Source organism: Arthrobacter sp. NPDC056886, from assembly GCF_042788715.1.
GTDB lineage: Bacteria > Actinomycetota > Actinomycetes > Actinomycetales > Micrococcaceae > Arthrobacter.
In genome coordinates, this window is the sequence record NZ_JBHUBT010000003.1 from 83,823 (window position 1) to 98,672 (window position 14,850).

Sequence of the window (14,850 nt, forward strand, 5' to 3'; positions counted from 1 at the left end):
ACAGCGGCCCAAACCAGCATATGCTGGCGGTTGAAAGCCCGGTTTGAGCCGGGCCGTACCGATGGTGGATGGCACAACGGCTGGGATGATGCCCTCTATGGCAAACGAAGTACGGATTGAGCAGCTGTGGATCCCCGATTCCCTTGACGCGCCCGATGCCGCCGACTTCCTCGCCGCCATCGAAGTGGGGCGGCGGGTCCGGATGCAAACCTGGGGCACGGACGACCTCGCCTACGCGCCGCAGGAGAAGCTTCTGGAGATGGCGGACCCGTACGAACGCCAGGTGATCCTGGTGGCCAAGATCGACGGCGTGATTGTCGGGACAGCGGACATCGCGCTGCCGCTCATGGACAACCTTGACCTCGCCGAATTCACGCTCGATATCCTTCCGGAGTTCCGGCGCCAGGGCGTGGGCAGGCAGCTGCTGGAGGCCGCGGAGCACTTCGCCCGGGACGAGGGCCGCCACACGATCCTGATCGACACCAACCATCCGGGATCAACCCTGACGGACCCGGACGCCGAACAGCTCGTGCCCGGCAGCGGCGTCGGGTTTGTCCCGTTGGGAAGCCGTGACGTCGAATTTGCCCGCCACACCGGCTACACCCTCCAGCACATCGAACAGTTCAGTTCCTGCACGCTGCCGCTGGACACCAAACTCGTCGCCGAACTCGAAGCCGAGGCCGAGGAAGCCAATGGCGGCCGCTACCGTCTGCACCACTGGACGGACCGGTGCCCCGACCAGTGGCTGGAGGCCGTCGCCGCCTTGGAGAACCAGGCAGGGGAGGACGAAGTGCCGGGGCCGGATGCCCAGGAGATGGTGTTCGACGGCGGCATCCTCCGGGAAGCGGAGGAGGTCACCATTGCCCAGGGCCGCCGGACGGTGGTCACCGCCGTCGAGCACATCGCCAGCGGCACGCTCGTGGGCCTGACCACCATCAGTGTCCTGGCCCTGCGCCCGGATGTCGTCTTCCAGGACGACACTGTGGTGCTGCAGGAACACCGTGGCAACAAACTCGGGCTGCTGATCAAGGTCGCCAACATGGAACGGCTCAGCGAACAGTTCCCGGACGCCCGGGTCCTGTACACGTGGAACGCCCCGGAGAACCGCTACCTCCTGAAGGTCAACCAGCAGCTCGGATTTACGACGGCGGGCGTGACGGGTCTCTGGCAGAAAGAACTCCCCAACTTCGGGCCGGCCGTCAGCTGAGGGCGCGGCGCTGCCGCCAGCTGGGGGCGCAGGCTGACGGCCCGCTGGGCCGGTCACCTTTGCCCGATTTGGAACACGCGCGCCGCGTCCCGTAAGCTTGGAGGACCAAAGACCGTCGGTTGTTGGAAATCCACTCTCCCAAGCAAGACTCACTTCTGCAGTCGCGCCGGGAGAGCGCAGTGGATTTCCGGACGAAGGACCCTGAACATAGGGCGGCCGGCGCAGGTGAACGAAGCAAAGCTCCGCGGTCATAGACCGCGTCGAGACAAGCCCCGTGCATCTGCGCGGGGCGTTTTTTAGTTTTAGCTCTTTTTGAGCGGGGACCCGGACACACCGGCACTATCCCCGGAAGGAGGGTTATGGCAACGCCTAGCAAGGTTTCAGCAGTAGCTGAGATCACTAACGATTTCAAGGAATCGAACGCCGCTGTCCTGACCGAATACCGTGGGCTCACCGTTGCACAGCTCAAGCAGCTGCGTGTCTCTCTCGGCCAGGACACCAAGTTCTCGGTCGTCAAGAACACCCTGACCGCTATTGCAGCCAAGGAAGCTGGTGTCGAAGCATTCGACAACCAGCTCGCCGGCCCCACTGCAATCGCGTTCATCAAGGGTGACGCAGTTGCCGCTGCCAAGAGCCTGACGGATTTTGCCAAGGCTAACAAGCAGCTGGTCATCAAGACCGGTTACTTCGAGGGCAAGGCACTGAACGCCAGCGAAGTTGCTGCCCTGGCAGCACTCGAGTCCCGTGAGCTGCAGCTCGCTAAGGTTGCAGGCATCCTCAAGGCTCCTGCTGCCGCTGCTGTACGCATCATCGACGCTCTGCGCCTCAAGCTTGAAGAAGAGAACGGTGCACCGGCAGAAGCCGAAGCACCCGCCGCTGAAGAAGCTCCCGCAGCAGATGCAGCAGCCGAGGCCGAAGCACCGGCCGAAGCCGCAGCCCCCGAAGAGAACTAGTCCTCTTCTCCATAAGACTCCGGTGCACAGCGAGCCTCAGGGCCGCCGCGCACCACTATAGGAAGGACGCCACACCATGGCGAAGCTCACCAACGAAGAGCTCATTGAAGCTTTCAAGGAACTGACCATCATCGAGCTCTCCGAGTTCGTCAAGCTCTTCGAAGAGACCTTCGAAGTTACCGCTGCTGCCGTTGCCGTTGCCGGCCCGGCCGCCGCTGCTGAAGAAGCCGAAGAGAAGACTGACTTCGACGTCATCCTCGAAGCTGCTGGCGACAAGAAGATCGCAGTGATCAAGGAAGTTCGCGCCATCACCTCCCTGGGCCTCAAGGAAGCCAAGGACCTGGTTGACAGCGCACCCAAGGCCGTCCTCGAAGGCGCCACCAAGGAAGCTGCCGAGAAGGCAAAGGCTCAGCTCGAAGAAGCTGGCGCCCGCGTTACCCTCAAGTAACTCCCGCCGTCCGGATCCATCGCGATCCGCACTGCTCGAAGGAAACCCCGTCCACTCAGGTGGGCGGGGTTTCCTGCGTTTCCGGGCCTCCCGAGCCGGAAACGAATCCCGCGGGCGCCGGTGAACGGCACCCAAGGATTCGGCAAAGTTTTACTGATACCCCTGTCGCAGTTGGTGGCGCGACCCTAGACTTTGGATTTGTGCCCACCGGCCCCCAACGTTCAGGAGTTCACCCACAATGACTGACCCGAAACCTTCCCCCTCCCGCCGCGCGATGCTCGCGGCAGCCCTCGTGGGCGGGGGCGCAGCCGCCGCCGCGCTGGCCGGGGCCCCTGCGGCACAGGCGGGCGGCCAGGCCGAAGGCCAGGCCGGCGGCAAAGCAACAGCCAAGAAACAGTTCACCCTGACGGTGCTCGGCACCACGGATCTGCACAACAACGTCTTCAACTGGGACTACTTCAAGAACGTCCCCTATGCCGACGGGGCCGGGAACAAGATCGGGATTGCCCAGGCCGCGACCCTGATCAACGCCGTGCGGGCAGAGCGCGGGGCGGCCAACACGCTGACCATCGACGCCGGCGACACCATCCAGGGCACGCCCCTGGCCTACTACTTCGCCAAGATCAACCCCATCTCGGCAACCGTGAAACATCCCATGGCGCTGGCCATGAACACCATCGGCTACGACGCCGTGGGGCTGGGCAACCACGAGTTCAACTACGGCATCGAGCTCCTGCGCACCTGGGAGCGGCAACTGGACTTCCCGCTGCTGGGCGCCAACGTCCACGACGCCGTGACCGGCGGGCGCGCCTTCACCCCCTACGTCCTGAAGCGGATTAAGACGGACAACGGCTGGCTGACGGTTGGCCTGGTGGGCCTGGTGACGCCGGGCTGCGCGCTCTGGGACCGGGACAACGTCCAGGGCAAACTCGATTTCAACGGCATCGTCGAAGAGGCCAGGACCGTCATCCCTCAAGTGAAGGCCGCCGGGGCCGACGTCGTGATCGTCACGAGCCATTCGGGAGCGACTCCAGGATCGTCCTACGGCGACGCCCTCCCTTTCCCCGAGAACGCATCCACCCAGCTCGCCGAGGAAGTCCCGGGCATCGACGCCATCCTGGTCGGGCACGCCCACCTGGAGATCCCCGAGCGCTTCGTCACGAACAAGGCCACCGGCAAGCAGGTGCTCCTGACCGAGCCGCTCAAATGGGGCATGCGCGTGTCCGTCATGGACCTCGAACTCGTCAAGGAAAAGGGGCAGTGGGCCGTCACCGCGGCGCATTCGCTCCTCTTGGACGCCAAGACCGTCGACGCCGATCCCGCCGTCGTCCGGGCCGTTCAGGCCGGGCACGAGACCACGGTCAACTACGTCAACAAGGTCATCGGCACCTCCACGGCGCCGCTCAGCACGGCCACCGCCTGCTGGGAGGACTCTGCCGCGATCGACGCCATCAACTACATCCAGGCCAGCACCATCAAGGTCGAGCTCGCCAGCACTCCAGCTGCCGGGCTTCCGGTCTTGTCCATTGCGGCGGCTTTTTCCCGTGCTGTGGACGTCAAGGCCGGACCGCTGACCATCCGCGATGTCGCGGGGCTATACATCTTCGACAACACGCTGCTTGCCATTAGGGTCACCGGGGCGCAGGTCAAGGCATACCTGGAGTGGTCCGCGCAGTACTTCAAGCCGGTCACCGCCACCACGGCCAAGGCCCAGGACGTCACGAACGCCGTGACGGCCACGGCCCCGAACGGCACGCCCGACTACAACTACGACGTGGTCTACGGGCTCGATGCGCCGCTGAACTATGAGATCGACCTCGCCCGGCCGGCGGGGGACCGGATCGCCAACCTTAGCTACGGCGGCCAGGCGCTGGCGCCCGATCAGGAATTCGCCCTGGCCATCAACAACTACCGGCAGAGCGGCGGCGGCAACTTCCCGGCCGTGAAGAGCGCGCCGGTGCTCTCGAACAGCCAGCAGGAGATCCGCCAGCGCATCATCGACTACGTGGTGGACCGCGGCACCCTGGACGTCGCGGTGTTCAGCCAGGCCAATTGGCGGCTCACCGTCAACGGGGCGCCGTTGACGGTCACCGCCTAGCCCCGGCCCCAACAACTCCCGACCCCAACCACAAGGCGGGCAAACAGCAACGCTTTTAACCCGGGCGGTCTAGTTCGGTTCGGTGATGTCGGCGACGACGGCGCCCAGGGCCGCCGTCAGGGCGTCCGCGTCCACAAACGCGCTGTAGCCGTGTTCCCCGGCGCCCATGGAAATCCGCCGTCCCGCGATGGTCTGGTCGGCATAGACCGGCCAGGGGCGGGTGCTGCCGAGCGGCGTGATGGTCCCGCGCTCGTACCCGGTGGCTTGGAAGGCGGTATCCGCCGCGGGGAGTGAGAGCTTGTTGACGCCCAGCAGCGCCCGCAGCTTGGGCCAGGAGATCTGACGGTCACCCGGGACCAGGGCGAACAGGAAACTGCCGTCCTTGTGCTTTACCACGAGCGACTTCACGATGTCCGCGGGTTGGATCCCGAGGATTCCTGCCGCCTCCTCAAGGCTGCGGGCGGCGAGGCGTTCCACGATCTCGACGTCCAGGCCGCGGGCCGCGGCGTCGGCCAGGAACCGCTCGCGGCCGCCGTTGGTTGTTCCCTGCTCCGACATCCTCGTCAAACCTTTCCCTGACTCTTTGTGGCTGATCCCCGCCCTGAGGCGGTCTCCCGGCTCCCCGAATATCCGTTTTCTCCGGGTTCCAGGTTCGCCCGGTCAGTCGCGGTAGAGCAGCAGCGCCTCGCCCTGTCCGCCGCCGCCGCACAGGGACACTGCTGCCTTGCCGGTGCCCCGGCGTTTGAGTTCGTGGGCTGCGTGCAGGGCCAGCCGGGCGCCGGAGGCCCCGATCGGGTGGCCCAGGGCGATGGCGCCGCCATGGATGTTGCACTGCTCCAGCGGATAGTCGAGGTCCTTCAAGGACTGCACCGCGACGGAGCCGAAGGCCTCGTTGATTTCGATGAAGTCGAGGTCCGCGGCGGACCAGCCGGCCTTGTCCAGGGCGTTCTTGATGGCGTTCGACGGCTGGGAGTGCAGCGAGTTGTCCGGCCCGGCCACCTGGCCCGGCTTGCCCACCACCGCGAGGTAGTCGAGGCCGTTGTCTTCTGCGAACTTCCGGCTGGTCAGCACCAGGGCGGCGGCGCCGTCGGACAGGGGAGAGGAGTTGCCCGCCGTGATGGTTCCGTCCGTGACGAACGCCGCGCGCAGGCCGGCTAGCGATTCGACTGTCGTGTCCGGCCGGATGCCCTCGTCGGAGGTGACGGCGATCGGATCGCCCTTGCGCTGCTTGACGCTCATCGCGGCGATTTCGCCGTCGAAGACGCCGTCCTTGGCGGCCCGGGCGGCACGCTGGTGCGACTGGGCAGCCACGTTGTCCTGGGAGGCCCGGTCGATGCCGAGGGTCAGGTTCTTGGTCTCGGTGGACAGTCCCATGGACTGCCCGTCGAAGGCGTCGGTAAGGCCGTCGTGCGCGGCGACGTCGAGGGCCTGGACCGTGCCGTACGCCCAGCCCTGCCGGGAGCCGGGCAGCACGTGGGGTGCGCGGGTCATGGACTCCTGGCCGCCGGCCACCACCACCGTGGCGTCGCCGCTGCGGATCATCCGGGCGGCGTCGATCACTGCGGTGAGGCCGGAGAGGCAGACCTTGTTGATGGTTACCGTGGGAACGTTCCAGCCGATGCCGGCCCCGATGGCGCTCTGGCGCGCCGGGTTCTGGCCGGCTCCGGCCTGCAGGACCTGCCCCATGATCACGCTGTCCACCTGGTCGGCTTTGACGCCGCTCGCGGCAAGGGCGGCGCGGATGGCGTGGGTGCCGAGTTCGACGGCGGTGAAGCTGGCCAGTTGCCCGTTCAGGCGTCCCTGGGGGGTGCGGGCGGCTGCGAGGATGACAACATCGTTGTTGTCTGCGGGATTGCTCATGGTGTTTTCTTCCGATCTACGACGACTTATGTCTACGTTATCGTGAGCCCCGTCACCTATCCATTCGTCCCAGTCTCTGGGGCAGCACGGCGGGCCTCCGCCTCAATTCCGGCGGGCCTCCGCCAAACCTCCGCCAAACCTCCGTCAAACCCCGCCAAAATTCCACCGGAACTTCGTGCTTGCAATCCTGCCGGAAGTGGGGTAGACAAGTAGGTTGCTTTGCCGTATCGTAGATATTTGCGTCTTCCCTGTTTACCTTCAGCCTTCATATAGCGGTGGGCTTAGCCTGACAGCTGTTCCATCAATGTGCCGTCTACAACGTGCACCAGCGTGGACAGCGCGGGTCCCGGGTCATATAGCGGAACCGGATTGGTAGCGCTGCGGAGTCATTCTGCAGAGTGCATAACGGGGGAGATCTGACAACGCCTGAAGGTCTGTGGAAGGATCCCTCTTGGTCGCCTCGAGCACCTCTAATGTAAACAACGCTACCGCTATCAATGCCGACAGCACCGACGGTGCAACCCGCCGGCTCTCATTCGCAAAGATTCACGAACCTCTTGATGTTCCGAATCTGCTCGCCCTGCAAACCGACAGCTTTGACTGGCTGGTCGGAAACGAACGCTGGCAGGCGCGCGTTGCGAAGGCCGTCGAAGAAGGCGACCTCAGCGTCGCCACCTCCTCGGGTCTGTCCGACATCTTCGAAGAGATCTCCCCGATCGAAGACTTCCAGGGCACCATGTCCCTGAGCTTCTCCGAGCCGGAGTTCGCTGACCCCAAATACACCATGGCCGAGTGCAAGGACCGGGACGCAACGTACTCGGCTCCGCTGTACGTCAAGGCCGAGTTCATGAACAACAACACGGGCGAAATCAAGCAGCAGACCGTGTTCATGGGTGACTTCCCGCTGATGACCGAGAAGGGCACCTTCGTCGTCAACGGCACCGAGCGTGTCGTCGTCTCCCAGCTGGTCCGCTCGCCGGGCGCCTACTTTGAGCGCACCGCCGACAAGACCAGCGACAAGGACATCTTCACCGCGAAGATCATCCCGTCCCGTGGCGCCTGGTTCGAACTCGAAATCGACAAGCGCGACCAGGTCGGCGTCCGTCTTGACCGCAAGCGCAAGCAGTCCGTCACCGTGCTGCTCAAGGCCCTCGGCTGGACCGAAGGCCAGATCCTCGAGGAATTCGGCCAGTACGACTCCATGCGCGCAACGTTGGAGAAGGACGCCACCGAGACCCGCGAAGACGCGTTGCTGGACATCTACCGGAAGCTGCGACCGGGCGAGCCGCCCACGGTTGAGGCTGCCCAGTCCCTGCTGGACAACCTGTACTTCAACTCCAAGCGCTACGATCTGGCCAAGGTTGGCCGTTACAAGATCAACCGCAAGCTTGGCATCGACCGTTCCCTTGGCGACAAGGAAGCCTCGGTCCTGCACGTTGAAGACATCGTGGCCATGATCAAGTTCCTGGTTGCCCTGCACGCCGGCGAGAAGACCCTCACGGGCAAGCGCGACGGCCAGGACCACGAACTCCGCGTCGAGATCGATGACATCGACCACTTCGGCAACCGTCGCATCCGCGCCGTCGGCGAACTCATCGAGAACCAGGTCCGCACCGGCCTGTCCCGCATGGAGCGCGTTGTCCGCGAACGCATGACGACCCAGGACGTCGAGGCCATCACGCCGCAGACCCTGATCAACATTCGTCCCGTTGTGGCAGCCATCAAGGAGTTCTTCGGAACTTCCCAGCTGTCCCAGTTCATGGACCAGAACAACCCGCTCTCGGGTCTGACCCACAAGCGCCGCCTGTCCGCGCTTGGCCCGGGTGGTCTGTCCCGTGACCGTGCCGGCATGGAAGTTCGTGACGTGCACCCGTCCCACTACGGACGTATGTGCCCCATCGAAACTCCTGAAGGCCCGAACATTGGCCTGATCGGTTCGCTGGCTTCCTACGGACGCATCAACCCGTTCGGTTTTATCGAGACCCCGTACCGCCTGGTCGCCGAGGGTGTCGTCTCCGATGAGGTCAAGTACCTCACCGCCGACGACGAAGCCGAGGTCCTGATCGCTCAGGCCAACGCCCCGCTCGATGCGAACAAGAAGTTCGCGGAAGAGACCGTCCTGGTCCGTGCCCGCGGTGGTGGAGGCGAGCCCGTGCTGGTTCCCGCCGCCGACGTCGAGTTCATGGACGTCTCCCCGCGCCAGATGGTGTCCGTGGCTACCGCCCTGATCCCGTTCCTCGAGCATGACGATGCCAACCGTGCACTCATGGGTGCCAACATGCAGCGCCAGGCCGTGCCGCTGGTCCGTTCCGAGGCGCCGTTCGTCGGTACCGGCATGGAACGCGCCGCAGCTGTGGACGCCGGTGACGTCACCATCGCCAAGAAGGCCGGTGTGGTTACCGAGGTCTCCGCTGAGCTGGTCATCATGCTCAACGATGACGGTACGGAAACCAACTACCGCATCAACAAGTTCGCGCGCTCCAACCAGGGCAACTGCTACAACAACCGTGTCCTGGTGAACGAAGGCCAGCGCCTGGAGGTCGGCGGCATCATCGCTGACGGCCCGGCAACGGACCAGGGCGAGCTCGCCCTCGGTAAGAACCTGCTCGTGGCATTCATGTCATGGGAAGGCCACAACTTCGAGGATGCCATCATCCTGTCCCAGCGCATCGTGGCCGAGGACGTCCTGTCCTCCATCCACATCGAGGAGCACGAGATCGATGCCCGCGACACCAAGCTTGGTGCCGAGGAAATCACCCGTGACATCCCCAACGTGTCTGAGGAAGTCCTGGCAGGCCTGGACGAGCGCGGCATCATCCACATTGGTGCCGAGGTTGAGGCCGGCGACATCCTGGTCGGCAAGGTCACCCCCAAGGGCGAGACCGAGCTGACCCCGGAAGAGCGCCTGCTGCGCGCCATCTTTGGTGAGAAGTCCCGCGAAGTGCGTGACACCTCCCTGAAGGTGCCGCACGGCGAGTCCGGCACCGTGATCGGTGTCCGCGTCTTCGATCGCGACAACGACGACGAGCTGCCCCCGGGCGTCAACCAGCTGGTGCGCGTGTACGTGGCTGCCAAGCGCAAGATCACCGACGGCGACAAGCTCGCCGGCCGTCACGGCAACAAGGGTGTTATCTCCAAGATCCTCCCGATCGAGGACATGCCCTTCCTTGCCGACGGTACCCCCGTTGATATCGTCCTGAACCCGCTGGGTGTTCCGGGCCGTATGAACGTCGGCCAGGTGCTGGAGACGCACCTCGGCTGGGTTGCCAAGACCGGTTGGAAGATCGAGGGCGAGCCCGAGTGGGTCAAGCAGCTGCCGAACCTGCCGCGCGAGAGTGGCCAGACCACTGTGGCGACGCCGGTCTTCGACGGTGCGCGTGAAGAGGAAATCACGGGCCTGCTCGATTCCACCAACGTCACCCGCGACGGCGACCGCCTGATCAACTCCTCCGGCAAGACCCGTCTGTTCGACGGCCGCTCCGGCGAGCCGTTCCCGGATCCGATCTCGGTCGGCTACATGTACATCCTGAAGCTTCACCACCTGGTGGACGACAAGATCCACGCCCGTTCCACCGGCCCGTACTCCATGATCACGCAGCAGCCGCTGGGTGGTAAGGCACAGTTCGGTGGCCAGCGCTTCGGTGAAATGGAAGTGTGGGCGCTCGAGGCTTACGGCGCCGCTTACACGCTGCAGGAACTGCTGACGATCAAGTCGGATGATATCCACGGTCGTGTGAAGGTCTACGAAGCCATCGTCAAGGGCGAGAACATCCCCGAGCCGGGCGTTCCTGAGTCCTTCAAGGTCTTGATCAAGGAAATGCAGTCGCTGTGCCTGAACGTGGAAGTGCTTTCCACGGACGGAACCACAATTGAAATGCGTGACTCTGATGACGCAGTCTTCACGGCTGCGGAAGAACTGGGCATCGATCTGTCTCGTGCAGAGCCCAGTTCCGTAGAAGAGGTTTAGCAGGTGGGGTTCCGGGAAGGGCGCGCGGCCCCGCCGCGCCGTCCTTTCCGGGGCATCACCTCCCTCTTCCCGTAACCCAAGACTTCAGAATTTAGAGAACAAGAGAGAACAGGGACCATATGTCCAGCGAATCCTCCTTCGGCCTCATGCAGATCGGCCTCGCCACCGCGGAAGACATCCGTGGCTGGTCGTACGGCGAGGTTAAGAAGCCGGAAACCATCAACTACCGCACGCTCAAGCCCGAGAAGGACGGCCTCTTCTGCGAGAAGATCTTCGGCCCGTCCCGCGACTGGGAATGCTACTGCGGTAAGTACAAGCGCGTGCGCTTCAAGGGCATCATCTGCGAGCGGTGTGGCGTTGAGGTCACCCGCGCCAAGGTCCGCCGTGAGCGCATGGGCCACATCGAGCTCGCCGCCCCGGTCACGCACATCTGGTACTTCAAGGGTGTTCCCTCCCGCCTGGGATACCTCCTTGACCTGGCACCGAAGGACCTCGAAAAGGTCATCTACTTCGCCGCCTACATGATCACGAGCGTCGACGCCGACAGCCGCCACGAAGAACTGCCCAACCTCCAGGTTGAGCACGACATCGAGAAGAAGCAGCTGATCGACAACCGCGACTCCGACATCGCCACGATCGCCCGCGACCTTGAGAACGAGCTCGCCCGTCTCGAAGGCGAAGGCGCCAAGGCTGCCGACAAGAAGAAGGCCCGCGACTCCGCTGACCGCCAGATGGCGAACGTCCGCAAGCGTGCCGACGCCGAAATCGAGCGCCTCGAGCAGGTCTGGGACCGCTTCAAGAACCTCAAGGTCGCTGACCTCGAAGGTGACGAAGGCCTGTACCGCGAACTGCGCGACCGCTACGGCATGTACTTCGAAGGCTCCATGGGTGCCGAGGCCATCAAGAAGCGTCTTGAGAACTTCGACATGCAGGCCGAGTCGGACATGCTGCGCGACATCATCGCCAACGGCAAGGGCCAGCGCAAGACCCGTGCCCTGAAGCGGCTCAAGGTGGTCAACGCTTTCCTGACGACCAACAACAGCCCGCTCGGCATGGTGCTGGACGCCGTCCCGGTGATCCCGCCGGAACTGCGCCCGATGGTCCAGCTGGACGGTGGCCGCTTCGCGACCTCCGACCTCAACGACCTCTACCGCCGCGTGATCAACCGCAACAACCGCCTCAAGCGCCTGCTTGATCTCGGCGCTCCGGAGATCATCGTCAACAACGAGAAGCGCATGCTTCAGGAAGCTGTTGACAGCCTCTTCGACAACGGCCGCCGCGGCCGTCCGGTCACCGGACCGGGCAACCGTCCGCTGAAGTCCCTGAGCGACATGCTCAAGGGCAAGCAGGGCCGTTTCCGCCAGAACCTCCTTGGCAAGCGCGTCGACTACTCGGGCCGTTCGGTCATCGTCGTCGGCCCGCAGCTGAAGCTGCACCAGTGTGGTCTGCCTAAGCAGATGGCCCTGGAGCTCTTCAAGCCGTTCGTGATGAAGCGCCTGGTTGACCTCAACCACGCCCAGAACATCAAGTCGGCCAAGCGCATGGTGGAGCGTTACCGTCCGCAGGTCTGGGACGTCCTCGAAGAGATCATCACCGAGCACCCGGTCCTGCTGAACCGTGCACCTACCCTGCACCGTCTTGGCATCCAGGCGTTCGAGCCGCAGCTCGTTGAAGGCAAGGCAATCCAGCTGCACCCGCTGGTTTGTGGCGCCTTCAACGCCGACTTCGACGGCGACCAGATGGCAGTCCACCTGCCGCTGAGCCCCGAAGCCCAGGCCGAGGCCCGCATCCTGATGCTGTCCTCGAACAACATCCTGAAGCCGTCTGACGGCCGCCCGGTGACCCTGCCGTCGCAGGATATGATCATCGGTCTTTACCACCTGACCACTAAGCGTGTCGGTTCAGCTGGCGAGGGCCGGATCTTCTCCTCGGTCGCGGAAGCCATCATGGCCTACGACCTCCACGAGCTGCACCTGAACTCCAAGGTCAAGATCCGGCTCGAGGGCTTCGTGCCCTACGCCGGCTGGGAAGCCCCGGAGGGCTGGGAGCCCGGTCAGACCACATTGGTCGAGACCTCCCTCGGCCAGGTCATCTTCAACCAGACGCTGCCCGCGGACTACCCGTGGGTTGAGAACGTTGCCGACAAGGGCGAGCTGTCCACGATCGTCAACGACCTCGCCGAGCGCTACCCGAAGGTGATCACGGCGGCAACGCTGGACAACCTGAAGGATGCCGGTTTCTACTGGGCCACCCGCTCAGGCGTCACGGTTGCCATCTCCGACATCGAGGTGCCCACGGACAAGCCGCGGATCCTCGCCGGTTACGAGACCATGGCCGCCAAGATCCAGGGCCAGTACGACAAGGGCCTGATCGACGACGACGAGCGTCGCCAGGAACTGATCGAGATCTGGAACAAGGCAACCAACGAGATCGCCCAGGCGATGCGTGACAGCCTGTCGCCGATGAACACCATCAACCGCATGGTGTCCTCCGGCGCCCGTGGTAACTGGATGCAGGTCCGTCAGATCGCGGGTATCCGTGGCCTGGTGGCCAACCCTAAGGGTGAAATCATCCCGCGTCCGATCAAGTCCTCCTACCGTGAGGGCCTCTCGGTGCTGGAATACTTCATCGCCACGCACGGTGCCCGTAAGGGTCTGGCTGACACCGCCCTGCGTACCGCCAACTCGGGTTACCTGACCCGTCGTCTGGTGGACGTTTCGCAGGACGTCATTGTCCGCGAAGAGGACTGCGGTACCGAGCGCGGCCTGATGACTGCCATCGCGGTGGCAGACGCCAACGGCGTACTCGTCCTGGACGAGAACGTCGAGAACAGCGCCTACGCCCGCACCCTCGCCGTCGACGTCGTCGACTCCAAGGGCAAGGTCCTGGCCGCGGCCGGCACCGACTGCGGCGACGTCGTCATTGCCGAACTGTTCGAAGCCGGCATCACCGAGGTCAAGGTCCGCTCCGTACTCACCTGTGAGTCCAGCGTCGGCACCTGCGCCCTGTGCTACGGCCGTTCGCTGGCCACTGGCAAGACCGTCGACATCGGTGAGGCCGTGGGCATCATTGCCGCGCAGTCCATCGGTGAGCCGGGCACCCAGCTGACCATGCGTACGTTCCACACCGGTGGTGCTGTTTCCGCCAGCGGCGGCGACGACATCACCCAGGGTCTGCCCCGTATCCAGGAGCTCTTCGAAGCCCGTACTCCGAAGGGTGTCGCACCGATTGCTGAAGCAGCCGGCCGCATCACCATCGAAGAGTCCGAGCGCCAGATGCGCCTGGTCATCACCCCGGATGACGGATCTGAAGAGATCGCTTACCCGGTGCTGCGACGTTCACGTCTCCTCATCGAAGACGGCGATCACGTCAGCGTCGGCCAGAAGCTCATCAACGGCCCGGTCGACCCCAAGCAGGTTCTGCGCATCATGGGCCCCCGTGCCGCGCAGAAGTTCCTGGTGGACGAAGTCCAGGGCGTGTACCGCAGCCAGGGCATCGGTATCCACGACAAGCACGTCGAGGTTATCGTTCGCCAGATGCTGCGCCGCGTCACGGTCATCGAGTCCGGCGAATCGGATCTGCTGCCCGGCGAGCTCGCCGAACGCAGCCGCTTCGAAGACGCCAACCGCCGCGTTGTGTCCGAGGGCAAGACGCCGGCCTCCGGCCGTCCCGAGCTCATGGGCATCACCAAGGCGTCCCTGGCGACCGAGTCCTGGCTGTCCGCAGCTTCCTTCCAGGAAACCACCCGCGTGCTGACGCAGGCGGCCATGGAAGGCAAGAGCGATCCGCTGCTCGGCCTCAAGGAAAACGTCATCATCGGTAAGCTCATCCCGGCCGGCACGGGTCTCCCGCGCTACACCGAGGTCACGGTGGAACCCACTGAAGAAGCAAAGGCCAACCTGTTCACCGGCCCCAGCGCATTCAGTGACTTCTCCTACGACACGCTGGGCGGCGACGGAGCTCCTGAGTTCCACGCCATCCCGCTGGATGACTACGATCTCGGCAGCGACTTCCGCTAACGGGCACGGCGGGCCCTTACGGCCGTCATAGCCTTCCCAAGGAATGGTCCCGCACCGCAAGGTGGGGGACCATTCCCGTTTAACCCATCGACTGCTCCCCACCGGCCCCCTCGCCTCGCAAGCTCGGCCAGGGAACCCTGCCGGCGTGGGCCCACCGCCGCCCTTTTGAGCCCCCATAAGGGCGGTACCGGAGCAGTCGACAGGGGAGGGGCCCTTCCGGGCTAAACCCCGCCGATTAAGGGCTGGGAGCCGTCCGTGTTAGACTTGAGACTAATTGTTATTGTGGCAGTGGATGAGT

Annotated in this window: 8 protein-coding genes; 6 read left to right on the forward strand and 2 right to left on the reverse strand. The window is 64.3% G+C overall.

Annotation, left to right across the window (positions count from 1 at the left end; translation table 11 throughout):
• Nucleotides 1–97: 97 nt before the first annotated feature.
• The 4 genes from ACFRJ8_RS06155 (at nucleotide 98) to ACFRJ8_RS06170 (ending at nucleotide 4,706) form a co-directional block, all read left to right on the forward strand.
• Complete coding sequence (locus tag ACFRJ8_RS06155; protein ID WP_377985269.1) at nucleotides 98–1,207, forward strand: GNAT family N-acetyltransferase; 1,110 nt, start codon at nucleotides 98–100, stop codon at nucleotides 1,205–1,207.
• A 359-nt stretch (nucleotides 1,208–1,566) separates the two neighbouring features.
• Nucleotides 1,567–2,160 carry a 50S ribosomal protein L10 gene (rplJ, locus tag ACFRJ8_RS06160; protein WP_377985270.1) on the forward strand — a complete coding sequence of 198 codons (594 nt, stop codon included), beginning with the start codon at nucleotides 1,567–1,569 and terminating at the stop codon, nucleotides 2,158–2,160.
• A gap of 76 nt (nucleotides 2,161–2,236) precedes the next feature.
• Nucleotides 2,237–2,608, forward strand: coding sequence for a 50S ribosomal protein L7/L12 (gene rplL / locus ACFRJ8_RS06165; RefSeq protein ID WP_028276543.1), 372 nt, complete (start codon nucleotides 2,237–2,239; stop codon nucleotides 2,606–2,608).
• Nucleotides 2,609–2,846: 238 nt separating this feature from the next.
• Entirely contained in the window at nucleotides 2,847–4,706 is a 1,860-nt protein-coding gene (locus tag ACFRJ8_RS06170; protein ID WP_377985271.1) for a bifunctional metallophosphatase/5'-nucleotidase, read from the forward strand.
• A 69-nt stretch (nucleotides 4,707–4,775) separates the two neighbouring features.
• Here ACFRJ8_RS06170 and ACFRJ8_RS06175 read toward each other — a convergent pair whose 3' ends face one another.
• Entirely contained in the window at nucleotides 4,776–5,264 is a 489-nt protein-coding gene (locus ACFRJ8_RS06175) for an aminoacyl-tRNA deacylase (RefSeq protein WP_377985272.1), read from the reverse strand.
• 102 nt (nucleotides 5,265–5,366) lie between these two features.
• Complete coding sequence (locus tag ACFRJ8_RS06180) at nucleotides 5,367–6,566, reverse strand: acetyl-CoA C-acetyltransferase (RefSeq protein WP_377985273.1); 1,200 nt, start codon at nucleotides 6,564–6,566, stop codon at nucleotides 5,367–5,369.
• Nucleotides 6,567–7,017: 451 nt separating this feature from the next.
• On the opposite strand from ACFRJ8_RS06180, the gene rpoB reads away from it, so the two are divergent.
• Both rpoB and ACFRJ8_RS06190 read left to right on the forward strand, forming a co-directional pair.
• Nucleotides 7,018–10,533 (forward strand): DNA-directed RNA polymerase subunit beta, encoded by a 3,516-nt coding sequence (gene rpoB / locus ACFRJ8_RS06185; protein WP_277526280.1) that lies wholly within the window; start codon nucleotides 7,018–7,020, stop codon nucleotides 10,531–10,533.
• A 119-nt stretch (nucleotides 10,534–10,652) separates the two neighbouring features.
• The gene (locus tag ACFRJ8_RS06190) at nucleotides 10,653–14,552 is read left to right on the forward strand and encodes a DNA-directed RNA polymerase subunit beta' (protein WP_377985274.1); all 3,900 of its coding nucleotides are present in this window, start codon (nucleotides 10,653–10,655) and stop codon (nucleotides 14,550–14,552) included.
• The last annotated feature ends 298 nt before the right edge of the window (nucleotides 14,553–14,850 follow it).

What these genes read in the sequence shown, in the direction of transcription:
- ACFRJ8_RS06190 (WP_377985274.1), top strand. Translation starts at nt 10,653, where the DNA reads ATGTCCAGCGAATCCTCCTTCGGCCTCATGCAGATCGGCCTCGCCACC.
- rplJ (WP_377985270.1), top strand. Translation starts at nt 1,567, where the DNA reads ATGGCAACGCCTAGCAAGGTTTCAGCAGTAGCTGAGATCACTAACGAT.
- ACFRJ8_RS06175 (WP_377985272.1), bottom strand. Translation starts at nt 5,264, where the DNA reads ATGTCGGAGCAGGGAACAACCAACGGCGGCCGCGAGCGGTTCCTGGCC.
- ACFRJ8_RS06170 (WP_377985271.1), top strand. Translation starts at nt 2,847, where the DNA reads ATGACTGACCCGAAACCTTCCCCCTCCCGCCGCGCGATGCTCGCGGCA.
- ACFRJ8_RS06155 (WP_377985269.1), top strand. Translation starts at nt 98, where the DNA reads ATGGCAAACGAAGTACGGATTGAGCAGCTGTGGATCCCCGATTCCCTT.
- rplL (WP_028276543.1), top strand. Translation starts at nt 2,237, where the DNA reads ATGGCGAAGCTCACCAACGAAGAGCTCATTGAAGCTTTCAAGGAACTG.
- ACFRJ8_RS06180 (WP_377985273.1), bottom strand. Translation starts at nt 6,566, where the DNA reads ATGAGCAATCCCGCAGACAACAACGATGTTGTCATCCTCGCAGCCGCC.